Here is a 12490-nt window from a genome sequence, read left to right as displayed (position 1 = left end):
GAAAAAACACCTGCACCAAGTGATAACCGAACGTGCCCCCACAGTGACGCATTCCAAACTGTGGGAGCGGGCTTGCTCGCGAAGAGGCCCTAAGGCCAAACACTCAATCGCGGTAAAACACCTGGACCAGGTGATAACCGAACTTGCTCTTGATCGGTCCATGCACCGTGCGCAACGGCTTCTTGAAAATCACCGCGTCAATCGCGCCGACCATCTGCCCCGGCCGCACTTCACCCAGATCGCCGCCGCGTTTGCCGGACGGGCAGGTCGAATATTTCTTCGCCAGCACATCGAACGCTTCGCCCTTGGCAATGCGTTGTTTGAGCTGTTCGGCCTCTTCGGCGGTTTTCACCAGAATGTGGCGGGCTTGGGCTTTCATCGTGCGATACCTGTAACGGGGTGACGGCGGGGCGCGGGATTATGCCTCAAGTGACGGCGTTTGGTGGATCATCGTGCGGATCTTGTTCGCCAGCACGTCAAGCGAAAACGGTTTGGCGACCATGTCCATGCCATCCTCCAGAAACCCTTGGCGCTCGGCGGCTTTCTGCGCATAACCGGTCATGAACAGGACTTTCAGGCCAGGGCGATGCTGACGGGCGATTTCCGCCAATTGGCGGCCGTTCATGCCCGGCAGGCCGACGTCGGTTACCAGCAAGTCCACGCGCAGATCCGACTCCAGCAGCGGCAGGGCGGCGCTGGCGTCGGCGGCTTCGTGGGCGAGGTAACCCAGCTCCTTGAGCAAGTCGAGGACCAGCATGCGCACCGCTGGGTCATCCTCGACCACCACCACGGTTTCCCCGGACCTGGCAGCCGGCGCGGTGCTGAGGGTTTCCACGATTGGCTGCTCGGGTTCCAGCAGATTCAGGCGCGGCAGGTACAGGCGCACGCACGTGCCCTGATCGGGCAGGCTGTCGAGGCTGACATGGCCGCCCGACTGCTGGGCGAAGCCATAGATCATCGACAGGCCCAGCCCGGTGCCCTGGCCGATCGGTTTGGTGGTGAAGAATGGATCGAACGCCTTGGCCCGCACCGACGGGGTCATGCCGGTACCGTTATCGCTGACCGCCAGCATCAGATAGTCGCCGGCCTTGACCGGTTCGAGGGTGGTGATGTCGCTGCCGTCGAGGTAGACGTTGGCGGTTTCAATCAGCAGTTCGCCGCCATTGGGCATCGCGTCCCGGGCGTTGATCACCAGGTTGAGCAGGGCGTTTTCCAACTGACTGACATCGGTGCTGATCGCCCATACATTGGCGGCCAAGCGCAGTGTGAGGTCGATCGGGTCGCCCTTGGTGCGGCGGATCAAGTCCTCCAGCGAATGAATCAGCTCGTTGACGTTGAGGGGCTTGCGGTCCAGTGACTGTCGGCGGGAGAACGCCAGCAAGCGATGAGTCAGGGCGGCGGCACGGTTGGCCGACGACACCGCCGCCTCGGTGAAACGTCCGATCTCATCGGCGCGGCCGTCGGCGATGTAGCGTTGCATCAGGTCGAGACTGCCGATGATCCCGGTCAGCATATTGTTGAAGTCGTGGGCGATACCGCCGGTGAGCTGGCCGACCGCTTCCATCTTTTGCGCATGGCGCAAGGCATCTTCGGCGCGCTCGCGTTCGAACATCTCGTTCTGCAGTCGCTGATTGGCCTGGGCCAGTTGTTCGGTGCGGGCGCTGACCCGCTCCTCCAGGGTTTCATTGAGATTGCGCAGGGCTTCTTCGGTCTTTTTGCGTTCGGTCTCGTCGATCACGAAAATGTAGAAACCGTTGACCGCGCCATCGGCACCGTGGCGCGGCAGGTAGTTCATCAGCGCATGGCGGTTGCTGCCGTCACGGTGGGGGGTGTACAGACTGAACGAGCAGGGTCGCCCGGCCAGCGCTTCGGCGATGTACGGCGCGCGCAAAAAGTAGGCTTCTTCGCCGATCACGTCGCGAATGGTACGGCCATACAGCTCCTGCGGGGTGAGACCGTACCAGTCCAGATAAGCAGCATTGTTCAGGCGAAAACGCTCTTCATGGTCAACGTAACTGATGAGGATCGGCATCGCGTTGATGATCAGCTGCAACTCCGTCTGGCTTTGGCGCAGCGCCTGCTCGGTGTGTTTACGCTCGGTCAGGTCGAGTGCGGCCCCGAGGAACCGTACCGGGCGCCCGTGGTGATCCTTGTAGCAGCGGCCTCGGGCAAACACCCAACGCAGTTCGCCGTCGGCGCGCAGCAGACGATATTCCTCGGCGTATTCGGTGCCATGGGTGATGCAGTGCTTGATGCTGCGGGCGATCAGGGCGCGGTCTTCGGGATGCACGCCTTGCAGGTAATCGCTGATCGGCAATTGGCTGGCCAGAGCCGGATCGATGCCATGCAACTGGGCGAAATGGGCGTCGGCGATGAAGCGGTCTTCGCCGATGTCCCAGTCCCAGGTGCCGACGGCATCGGTGGCGGCCAGCGCGAGCTGCAGGCGTTCTTCAGTGTTGCGCTGGGCTTTGAGGCTTTCTTCGGAACGGCGTTGCAGTTCGAGCGCGATGCGTCGGCGTTCGTTGGTTTCAATGGCGGTCACCAGAATGCCGGCCACTTGCGCATTCTCGTCCCGGATCGGGCTGTAGGTCAGGTCCAGCCAGAAGTCGGATTCCTTCCCTTCGCGTTGCAGGGTAAATCGCCGCTCGCTGTAGGTGCGCACCTGGCCTTGTAGGACGGCTCGATAAATCGGGTCGGTAAAGTCTTGAAGTTCCGGCCATATAAGGTGTGCCGGCTGTCCGAAAGCGTGCGGATGCTTGCTCCCGGCGAGCATCGCGAAGCCGTTGTTGTAGATCTGTGTGAGCTGCGCGCCCCACAACAGCAGCATCGGCATCGGCGAGTGAATCACGATGTCCACCGCGGTGCGCAGGCTTTGTGGCCAGGTGCCCGCCGCGCCCAACGGCGTACGACTCCAGTCGGTACGGGCGATCAAGGCTTGGGCGTCGTCGGGGGAAGGGGCTGCGTTCATCACATCTATCCTGAGCGTCGGTCAGTGCGTAGGCGTCTACTATTCTTGCACTTGCGGTAGACGCTGTATGACCCATTACGTCACGACACTGGGTTATTTCTGTTCATTGAATGCTTCGCGGGTGCTTTTTGCCATGGAAATCGATGCACTGTTGATCCGCCTGTCGAGCCAGCACGGCTCTGACCTTTTCCTCTCCACCGGCGCGCCGCCCAGCGCTCGCATCGACGGCGTGCTGACGCCGTTCAGCGAGCGGCCGTTCAAACCGGGTGAGGTCCAGGCCATCGCCAACTCCTTGATGGACGCCGAGCAGCGGCGCGAGTTCGATCGGGAACTGGAAATGAACCTGGCGATTTCACGCACCGGTGTCGGGCGTTTTCGCCTGAACATCTTCAAACAGCGCAACGACGTGTCAATCGTGATCCGCAACGTCAAACTCGATATCCCGCGCTTCGAAGACCTCAAGCTGCCTCCGGTGCTGCTGGAAACAGTGATGCTCAAGCAAGGGCTGATTCTGTTCGTCGGCGCCACCGACTCCGGCAAGTCCACCTCGCTGGCCGCGCTGATCGATCACCGCAACCGGCACAGCAGCGGGCACATCATCACCATCGAAGACCCGGTGGAGTATATCCATCGGCACAAGCACTCGATCATCAACCAGCGCGAAGTCGGGGTCGATACCCGCAGTTTCCAGGCCGCGCTGAAAAACACCCTGCGCCAAGCGCCGGATGTGGTGCTGATCGGCGAAATCCGCGACCGCGAAACCATGGAGCATGCCCTGACGTTCGCGGACACCGGGCACCTGGTGCTGTCGACACTGCACGCGCACAACGCCAATCAGGCGCTGGACCGTATCGTCAATCTGTTCCCCGAAGAACGCCGCCCGCAGTTGCTGCATGCGCTGGGCAATAATCTCAAGGCGTTTGTCTCGCAACGGCTGGTGCGCACCCTCGACGGGCAGCGGCGGGCGGCGGTCGAAGTCATGTTGGGCACCCCGACCATTGCCGACCTGATCCGCCGCAACGAGTTGGGCGAGCTCAAGGGCATCATGGACAAATCTGCCGAGGTCGGCATGCAGACCTTCGACGCTGCGCTGTATGCGCTGGTGGTGGAAGGGGTGATCAGCGAAGACGAGGCGCTCAAGCATGCCGACTCACAAAACAATCTGCGCCTGCGCCTGAAGCTGCATGCCGAGGCGGCGCCGACGCCGGCACCACCGGCATCGGGGGATTGGGGCCTGATGGATTAACCCTTGCCCCTGTGGGAGCGGGCTTGCTCGCGAAGGCGCCGGTTCAGCCGCCATCTTCACCGAATGACACACCGCCTTCGTGAGCAAGCCCACTCCCACGCTTGATCCCGACCAGCCGCAGATCCACCATCCACCGACGACCCTCTGTGGGAGCGGGCTTGCTCGCGAAGGCGCCGGTTCAGCCGCCATCTTCACCGGATGACCCACCGCCTTCGTGAGCAAGCCCACTCCCACCCTTGATCCCGACCAGCCGCAGATCCACCATCCACCGACGCCCCCCTGTGGGAGCGGGCTTGCTCGCGAAGGCGCCGGTTCAGCCGCCATCTTGACCGAATGACACACCGCCTTCGTGAGCAAGCCCACTCCCACCCTTGATCCCGACCAGCCGCAGATCCACCATCCACCGACGCCCCCCTGTGGGAGCGGGCTTGCTCGCGAAAGCGCCGGTTCAGCCGCCATCTTCACCGGATGACCCACCGGCTTCGTGAGCAAGCCCACTCCCACCCTAGATCCCGGATAGCCCCGAATTCTCCATCCACCGACGACCCCCTGTGGGAGCGGGCTTGCTCGCGAAAGCGGTGTGTCAGTCACATTGTTATCAACTGACAGATTGCATTCGCGAGCAAGCCCGCTCCCACAAGGGGATGGCGTGTTAATCCGATAACTCCGGGCGATGGCGAAACTGCTCCAGCGCCTCGGGATTGGCCAGCGCATCGGTGTTTTTCACCGGCTCACCGTGCACCACATTGCGCACGGCAAGTTCGACCACTTTGCCGCTGATGGTGCGCGGGATGTCAGTGACGGCAACGATCTTCGCCGGCACATGGCGCGGTGTGGTGTTGGCGCGAATCACCTGGCGGATCTGTTGTTGCAGGTTGTCATTCAGCGCCACGTCATCCTGCAGGCGCACGAACAACACCACGCGCACATCGTCCTGCCATTGCTGACCGATGGCCACGCAGTCCAGCACCTGCGGGACTTTCTCCACCTGACGATAGATTTCCGCCGTGCCGATGCGTACGCCGCCGGGGTTGAGCACCGCGTCGGAGCGGCCGTGGATCAGCATCCCGCCGTGGGGCAATTGCTCAGCGTAATCGCCCTGGGCCCAGACCCCGGGGAACAGGCTGAAATAGGATTTGCGCAGCTTTTCGCCATCGGCATCGTGCCAGAGCCCGACGGGCATGGCCGGAAAGTGCCGGGTGCAGACCAGTTCACCTTTCTCGCCGATGACGGCGACGCCCGCGTCGTTCCACACTTCAACCGCCATGCCCAGGCTCTTGCCCATGATCTCGCCGCGGCGCACCGCGGACATCGGATTGCCATTGACGAAGCAGGACACCACATCGGTGCCGCCCGACATCGACGCCAGGCACACGTCGTACTTGAAGTCGCGGTAGACGAAGTCGTAGCTTTGTGGCGACAGCGCCGAGCCGGTGCAGAGCAAGGTCTTGAGGCTACCCAGGTCATGGCTGGCGGCCGGTTTGACGCCGCTGCTTTCCAGCGTCGCCAGAAACTTGGGGCTGGTACCGAACACGCTGATGCGCTCATCGTCGATCAGGTCGAGCAGGCGTTGGTTATCCGGATGAAACGGCGAGCCGTCATACAGCACCACCGCGCTTCCGACCGCGAGGGCCGAGACCAGCCAGTTCCACATCATCCAGCCGCAGGTGGTGTAGTAGAACAATCGGTCGCCGGGACCGAGATCTACGTGCAGGCCGTGCTCCTTGGCATGCTGCAACAGCACTCCCCCGGTACTGTGCACGATGCATTTGGGCACGCCGGTGGTGCCGCTGGAATACAGCACGTAAAGCGGGTGATTGAAGGGCACCGGGATGAATCGCGGCTCGCCGCCGGGTTGGTAGAAGTCGTCCCACAATGTCACGTTGGCGTGGGTGTGGTAGTCCCCGATGCAGGCCTGCGGGCGGGCATAGGGCACGATGATCAACTGTTGCAGCGACGGCAACTGCGCGAGGATTTCGTTGACTTTGGTGGTCTGGTCGATGTCTTTGCCGGCGTAACGGTAGCCCGCGCAGGTGATCAGCACTTTGGGTTCGATCTGGCCGAAACGGTCGATCACCCCGTGGGTGCCGAAGTCCGGCGACGAGCAGGACCAGATTGCGCCCAGGCTGGTGGTCGCGAGCATCGCCACTAGTGTCTGCCAGGTATTCGGCATGCACGCAGCCACGCGGTCCCCGAGGCCGACACCGGCGGCCTTCAGGCTGGCCTGAACACCGGCAACCTGCTCGGCCAGTTCGGCCCAGGTCAGTTGTTCGCGCTGACCGTTTTCCGCCACGGCAATCACCGCCACGGCATCGTCGCGCCGGCGAAGCAGGTGTTCGGCAAAATTCAGGGTCGCGCCGGGGAACCACTCGGCGCTGGGCATGTGTGCGCCTTCACGCAGGACGGCGTCGGGCTGGGTGTGAAAACGGATGTCGAAGCCGTCGACAATCGCCTGCCAGAACGCCTCGCGATGTTCGACGCTCCAGCGGTGCAGGTCGTTATAGCTGCTCAGGGCCAGGCCATGACGCTGATTGATGTCGCGGCGAAAGTGATCCATGCGCGAGTGGGCGATACGCTCGGCATCGGGTTGCCAGAGGATGTCGGACATTGGTTTGCCTCTTGTTTTGTTGTTCATGCACACGCCAGGGTGACGCATCACCCACAAGGGGGATTTCTGTGCGAAAAGTTACTGCGCCAACCACCCCCCATCAATATTCCACGCCGCGCCCCGCACCTGGCTGCCAGCCTCGCTGCACAAAAACAGCACCAGCTCCCCCAGATGCTGCGGCGTGACGAACGCCAGTGACGGTTGTTTCTCGGCCAACAGATCATGCTGCGCCTGCTGCGGATCGACACCCTTGGCCGCCCGGTCGTCGATCTGTTTTTGCACCAACGGCGTCAGCACCCAGCCCGGGCAGATCGCGTTGCAAGTGACATTACTGGTCGCAGTCTCCAGCCCGACCACTTTGGTCAGACCGATCACCCCGTGTTTGGCCGCGACATAAGCAGCCTTGCCGGTCGAACCGACCTGACCGTGCACCGAGGCAATGTTGACGATCCGCCCCCAGCCTTTGGCGCGCATCCCCGGCAGGCTCAGGCGGGTACTGTGAAACACCGACGACAGGTTGATCGCGATGATCGAGTCCCAGCGCTCCACCGGGAACTCTTCCACGGCCGCCACATGCTGGATCCCGGCGTTGTTGACCAGAATGTCGACGCCGCCAAACTCGCGCTCGGCGTAGGCGATCATGTCGGCAATCTGCACTGGATCGCTGACATCTGCAGGGTGGTGACCGACCTTGCCCCCGAACTGGCGGACTTCGGCGATGACGCTCGACGCATCACCGAAACCGTTGAGAATCAGGTTGGCGCCAGCCTTGGCCAGGCTCAGGGCGATGCCCAGGCCAATGCCGCTGGTGGAACCGGTAACCAGTGCGGTCTTGCCCGAAAGAGTGGTCATGAATACCTCACACAATGCCAGTGGCGTAGAAAGTGCCGATCACTACGAAGACCGCCAGGGTCTTGATCAGCGTAATACAGAAAATGTCTTTATAGGCTTCGCGGTGGGTCAGGCCGGTAACGGCCAGCAGGGTGATCACCGCGCCGTTGTGCGGCAGGGTGTCCATGCCGCCGCTGGCCATTGCCGCCACGCGGTGCAGCACTTCCAGCGGAATATTCGCCGCGTGGGCCGCCGTGATGAACTGCTCGGACATCGCCGCCAGCGCAATGCTCATGCCGCCCGACGCCGAGCCGGTGATGCCGGCCAGCAGGGTGACGGTGATCGCTTCGTTGACCAGCGGGTTGGGGATTTGCTTGAGCCAGTCGGCCAGCACCAGGAAGCCCGGCAACGAGGCGATCACCGCGCCGAAACCGTATTCGGAGGCCGTGTTCATCGCCGCCAGCAACGCACCGCTGACCGCACTTTTGCTGCCTTCGGCGAGTTTGCTGCGGATCGCTTTGAAGCCGAACGCCAGCACCATCAGGATGCCGATCAGCAAGGCTGCTTGCACCGCCCAGATTGCGGTCAGCTTGGCGATTTCCGTGGTTACTGGCGTGGCCATGCCCGGCAACGCGAGGCTGTGGGTTTTGCCGTACCACTGCGGAATCCACTGGGTGAACAGCAGGTTCATGATGCCCACTGCCAACAGCGGCGACAGGGCGACCCACGGGTTTGGCAACTTCAGGTCTTCAGCCGTTTCCGGTTCGTTACGCAACTCGGTGCCATAGCCTTCGCCGGCGCGCTGGGCCTTGTTGCGTTGGCGCTGCAGGAACAGCATGCCGGCGCAGAACACGAAAATCGTGCCGATCAGGCCCAGCCACGGCGCCGCCCAGGCATTGGTGTTGAAGAAGGTGCTGGGGATGATGTTCTGGATCTGCGGGGTGCCGGGCAGGGCGTCCATGGTGAACGAGAACGCGCCGAGGGCGATGGTCGCCGGGATCAGGCGTTTGGGGATATTGCTCTGACGGAACATCTCCGCCGCGAACGGATAAACCGCAAACACCACGACGAATAGCGACACGCCGCCATAGGTGAGGAGGGCGCAGACCAGCACGATCACCAGCATCGCCTGCCGGGTGCCCAGCAGGCGAATGGCCGCGGCCACGATTGAACGGGAGAACCCCGACAACTCGATCAACTTGCCGAACACGGCGCCGAGCAGGAATACCGGGAAATACAGTTTGATGAAACCGACCATTTTCTCCATGAACACCCCGGTGAATGCAGGGGCGACGGCGGACGGGTCGGTGAGCAGGACAGCGCCGAGGGCGGCGATCGGGGCGAAGAGGATAACGCTGTAGCCACGGTAGGCAGCAAGCATCAGCAGCGCGAGGGCTGCCAAGGCAATGATCACACTCATGGTGTGTCTCCAGGGATTGTTATTTTTGTGGGTGAAACGGGTGTGGGAGAGGCTTTAGCGAGATCTGTGCCAGGTGATCAAGTTATTGAAATCTAAAGTTTTTATTTTTCTTTTGCGTTCGGTTTAGAAGTTTTGTCTCTTTTCTGAGATATTTTTGAATGTACTGACGTCTTCGCGAGCAAGCCCGCTCCCACACTTGGAATGCATTTCCCTGTGGGAGCGGGCTTGCTCGCGAAGCTTTGGCTGTTGTCCTTTTATGGAGACTCGAGTCTCTTTATTGAGACTAGGCGATGCCCAAGGCCAGCATCTTCTTGTACAGCGTCGACCGTCCCAGCCCCAGACGAGCCGCCGCCTCTGGCACCTTGCCCGCGCATTGCGCGAGGGCTGACTCGATCAGTTGCCGATCAAAACGCTGGCGCGCCTGGGCGAATGTTTCGTTTGCCAAGGACTCCACCATCGGCGCCGAGGTACGTTCAATCGGGGTGAAGGTACCGATGGCGGCGCGAATATCCTCTGCGCTCAGAATCAGCTCATCACCGAGCAGCGCCGCGCGCTCCAGCACATTACGCAACTCACGGATATTCCCCGGCCACGCATGCTGGCCGAGCAACTCCAGCGCCGCACGGCTCAGTTCATGCTGACTGCGCAGCTCTTCGAGGATCGCTTCGCTGAGCGCCGGCAAATCGTCGAGACGCTCGCGCAGCGGCGGGACATGAATCGGCAGCACGTTGAGGCGGTAATACAGGTCGGCGCGAAACTCGCCACGCTTGATCGCCGCTTGCAGGTCGGTCGAAGTCGCTGCGATCACCCGCACATCGCTCTGGATCACGTCATTGGAGCCGACCGGTTCGAACTCCTTTTCCTGTAGCACCCGCAGCAGTTTGCTTTGCAAAGGCAGCGGCATGTCGCCGATCTCGTCGAGAAACAGCGTGCCGCCCTGGGCGATCTGCAACTTGCCGGTGCGCCCCTTGCGGTCAGCGCCGGTAAACGCGCCGGGTGCGGTGCCGAAAAATTCGGCTTCCAGCAACGCCTCGGGAATTGCCGCGCTGTTAATGCTGACGAAGGCTTTGTGCGCGCGAGGCGAGGCACTGTGGATCGCCTGGGCCAGCAGCTCCTTGCCGGTGCCGGTTTCGCCAAGCAGCAACACCGCCGACTCGGCACTGGCACTGCGTCGGGCGCGGCGTTTGACCTCAAGGCTGGCGGCGCTGGTGCCGATGAAATGGGCGAAGTTGTATTTGGTCTGTCGCGCCCGCAGCAGGGAGCGGGTCGAGGCCAGTTCCTCCTGCATGCTCAGGTAGCGCTTGAGCATCGGCGACAGCGTGCGCAACTCATCGAACAGGGCAAAACCGATCGCCCCGATCACTGCGCCGGCGTCGTCGTGGATCGGCAGGCGCATCACCACCAGCGGCTCTTTGGGCGTGTCCTGCATGTCCAGCAGGATCGGCCGGCCGGTGCGCACCACTTCGCGCAGCAAACTGCCGGGGATCACGCTTTCGCAGGGCTTGCCGATGGCCCGTTTCGCCGACTCAAGACCAAAACGCCGGGCATAGCGCTCGTTCATCCAGACGATATTGGCATCACGATCGACAATCACCGTGCCTTCGCTGGACTGCTCGATGATCTCGAACAGCGAGCGGATCGCCAGCGTGCGAACGCGTTGGTAGTCCTTGAGGCTTTCGGTGGTGTTCATGGGCGGGCTGATCCGGAATTTGGGTTGTTTGTGAGGGCCTCTTCGCGAGCAAGCCCGCTCCCACATTTTGAAGTGCATTCTCCTGTGGGAGCGGGCTTGCTCGCGAAGGCCGCGACTCGGTTTCAAGGCAAGCGCTGATCATGCCTACCCCGGATGCGCCGCCGCCAACAGCTCCTTCGTGTACGGATGCTGCGGCGAATCGAACACATCATGGCTGGCTCCCCGCTCGACCACCTTGCCATCCTTGATCACGATCATGTCGTGCGCCAGGGCCCGCACCACCGCCAGGTCATGGCTGATGAACAGGTAGGTCAGGCCGTGTTTTTCCTGTAGATCGCGGAGCAGGGCGACCACTTGCTTCTGCACTGTACGGTCGAGGGCCGAGGTCGGCTCGTCGAGCAGGATCAATGCCGGTTTCAGCACCAGTGCACGGGCGATGGCGATGCGCTGGCGCTGACCGCCGGAAAACTCGTGCGGGTAGCGATGGCGGCTCTGCGGGTCAAGGCCGACTTCCTTGAGTACGCGGATCACCTGTTCATCGCACTCATCAGCGCTGGACTGACAATGCACCTCCAGCCCTTCGCTGATGATTTGCGCCACTGACATCCGTGGGCTGAGGCTGCCGAACGGGTCCTGAAACACCACCTGCATCTGCCTCCGCCACGGTCGCAATTGCTTCTGATCGAGGCCGTCGAGGGCGGTGCCCTGGAAGCGGATACTGCCCTCGGAATCGAGCAGGCGCAGAATCGCCTGACCCAGGGTCGATTTGCCCGAACCGGACTCACCGACAATGCCCAGGGTTTTGCCCCGCTGGATATTCAGGCTGATGCCGTCCACTGCCCGCAGGTATTGCTTGCGCTGGAACAGCCCGCCACCGACGACGAATTCGACTCGCAGATCATCGACTTCCAGCACGTTTTCGCGCTCGTCCCGAGGCAATGCCTCGCCTTCCGGTTCGGCGTTGAGCAGCACACAGCTATAAGGATGCTTCGGCGCGGTAAACAGGGTTTCACACGGCGCCTGCTCGACGATCTCGCCAGACTTCATCACGCATACCCGTTGCGCGATGCTGCGCACCAGATTGAGGTCATGGCTGATCAGCAACAGCGACATGCCCAGGCGCTGCTGCAAGGATTTGAGCAGCAGCAGGATCTTGCGCTGCACGGTCACATCGAGCGCGGTGGTTGGCTCGTCGGCAATCAGCAGTTCCGGCTCGCAGGCCAGCGCCATGGCAATCATCACCCGTTGCCGCTGACCGCCGGACAGTTGGTGCGGATAGGCCTTGAGGCGCTCCTTGGGTTTCTGAATGCCCACCAGTTCCAGCAGTTCGAGAATGCGCTGCTGCGCCGCTTTGCCGCCCAGGCCCCGATGCACCAGCAGGGTTTCGCCGATCTGCTTTTCGATGCTGTGCAGGGGATTGAGCGAGGTCATCGGCTCCTGGAAGATCATCGCGATACGGTTGCCACGCAGTTCGCGCAGCACCTTGGGCTCGGCGCCGACCAGCTCCTGGCCGCGATAGCGAATGCTGCCAGTGGTTTGCGCATCGCCTTCGGGGAGCAACTGCAGGATCGAATGTGCGGTTACCGACTTGCCCGAGCCCGACTCGCCGACCAGCGCCAGGCATTCACCGGGACGAATGTCCAGGCACAGGTCGCGCACCGCTGGCTGGCCATGGAAGGCGACGTTGAGGTCACGAATTTCGATCAGATTATCAGTCATGGTTGCAC

At 62.1% G+C, this 12490-nt stretch carries 8 protein-coding genes; 1 reads left to right on the top strand and 7 read right to left on the bottom strand.

What is annotated here, in order from left to right; translation table 11 throughout:
* Positions 1-103: 103 nt before the first annotated feature.
* Together U862_RS0122745 and U862_RS0122740 are read right to left on the bottom strand one after the other, a co-directional pair.
* Positions 104-379 (bottom strand): peptidylprolyl isomerase, encoded by a 276-nt coding sequence (locus tag U862_RS0122745; protein WP_025112520.1) that lies wholly within the window; start codon positions 377-379, stop codon positions 104-106.
* A 39-nt stretch (positions 380-418) separates the two neighbouring features.
* On the bottom strand, positions 419-2968 hold the full coding sequence (locus tag U862_RS0122740; protein ID WP_025112519.1) for a PAS domain-containing sensor histidine kinase: 2550 nt from the start codon (positions 2966-2968) through the stop codon (positions 419-421).
* Positions 2969-3101: 133 nt separating this feature from the next.
* On the opposite strand from U862_RS0122740, the gene U862_RS0122735 reads away from it, so the two are divergent.
* Positions 3102-4214, top strand: coding sequence for a PilT/PilU family type 4a pilus ATPase (locus U862_RS0122735; RefSeq protein WP_025112518.1), 1113 nt, complete (start codon positions 3102-3104; stop codon positions 4212-4214).
* Positions 4215-4866: 652 nt separating this feature from the next.
* On the opposite strand, the gene U862_RS0122730 is transcribed toward U862_RS0122735, so the two are convergent.
* The 5 genes from U862_RS0122730 to U862_RS0122710 form a co-directional block, all read right to left on the bottom strand.
* Positions 4867-6822, bottom strand: coding sequence for an acetoacetate--CoA ligase (locus U862_RS0122730; RefSeq protein ID WP_025112517.1), 1956 nt, complete (start codon positions 6820-6822; stop codon positions 4867-4869).
* A gap of 78 nt (positions 6823-6900) precedes the next feature.
* Positions 6901-7674, bottom strand: coding sequence for a 3-hydroxybutyrate dehydrogenase (hbdH, locus tag U862_RS0122725; protein ID WP_025112516.1), 774 nt, complete (start codon positions 7672-7674; stop codon positions 6901-6903).
* Positions 7675-7681: 7 nt separating this feature from the next.
* Complete coding sequence (locus U862_RS0122720) at positions 7682-9073, bottom strand: GntP family permease (RefSeq protein WP_025112515.1); 1392 nt, start codon at positions 9071-9073, stop codon at positions 7682-7684.
* A 283-nt stretch (positions 9074-9356) separates the two neighbouring features.
* On the bottom strand, positions 9357-10763 hold the full coding sequence (locus U862_RS0122715; RefSeq protein WP_025112514.1) for a sigma-54-dependent Fis family transcriptional regulator: 1407 nt from the start codon (positions 10761-10763) through the stop codon (positions 9357-9359).
* Positions 10764-10907: 144 nt separating this feature from the next.
* Complete coding sequence (locus U862_RS0122710) at positions 10908-12482, bottom strand: ABC transporter ATP-binding protein (RefSeq protein WP_025112513.1); 1575 nt, start codon at positions 12480-12482, stop codon at positions 10908-10910.
* Between the last annotated feature and the right edge of the window lie 8 nt (positions 12483-12490).

Origin of the sequence: Pseudomonas sp. H1h (assembly GCF_000633255.1) — a bacterium.
Taxonomy (GTDB): Bacteria; Pseudomonadota; Gammaproteobacteria; order Pseudomonadales; family Pseudomonadaceae; genus Aquipseudomonas.
Note: the sequence above shows the minus strand (reverse complement) of the source record. Positions and strands in the feature narration are given on the sequence as shown.

Bases quoted from the DNA above. Each gene is read 5' to 3' on its own strand.
- U862_RS0122730 (WP_025112517.1), bottom strand. From the start codon at position 6,822: ATGTCCGACATCCTCTGGCAACCCGATGCCGAGCGTATCGCCCACTCG.
- U862_RS0122735 (WP_025112518.1), top strand. From the start codon at position 3,102: ATGGAAATCGATGCACTGTTGATCCGCCTGTCGAGCCAGCACGGCTCT.
- U862_RS0122745 (WP_025112520.1), bottom strand. From the start codon at position 379: ATGAAAGCCCAAGCCCGCCACATTCTGGTGAAAACCGCCGAAGAGGCC.
- U862_RS0122715 (WP_025112514.1), bottom strand. From the start codon at position 10,763: ATGAACACCACCGAAAGCCTCAAGGACTACCAACGCGTTCGCACGCTG.
- U862_RS0122710 (WP_025112513.1), bottom strand. From the start codon at position 12,482: ATGACTGATAATCTGATCGAAATTCGTGACCTCAACGTCGCCTTCCAT.
- hbdH (WP_025112516.1), bottom strand. From the start codon at position 7,674: ATGACCACTCTTTCGGGCAAGACCGCACTGGTTACCGGTTCCACCAGC.
- U862_RS0122720 (WP_025112515.1), bottom strand. From the start codon at position 9,073: ATGAGTGTGATCATTGCCTTGGCAGCCCTCGCGCTGCTGATGCTTGCT.
- U862_RS0122740 (WP_025112519.1), bottom strand. From the start codon at position 2,968: ATGAACGCAGCCCCTTCCCCCGACGACGCCCAAGCCTTGATCGCCCGT.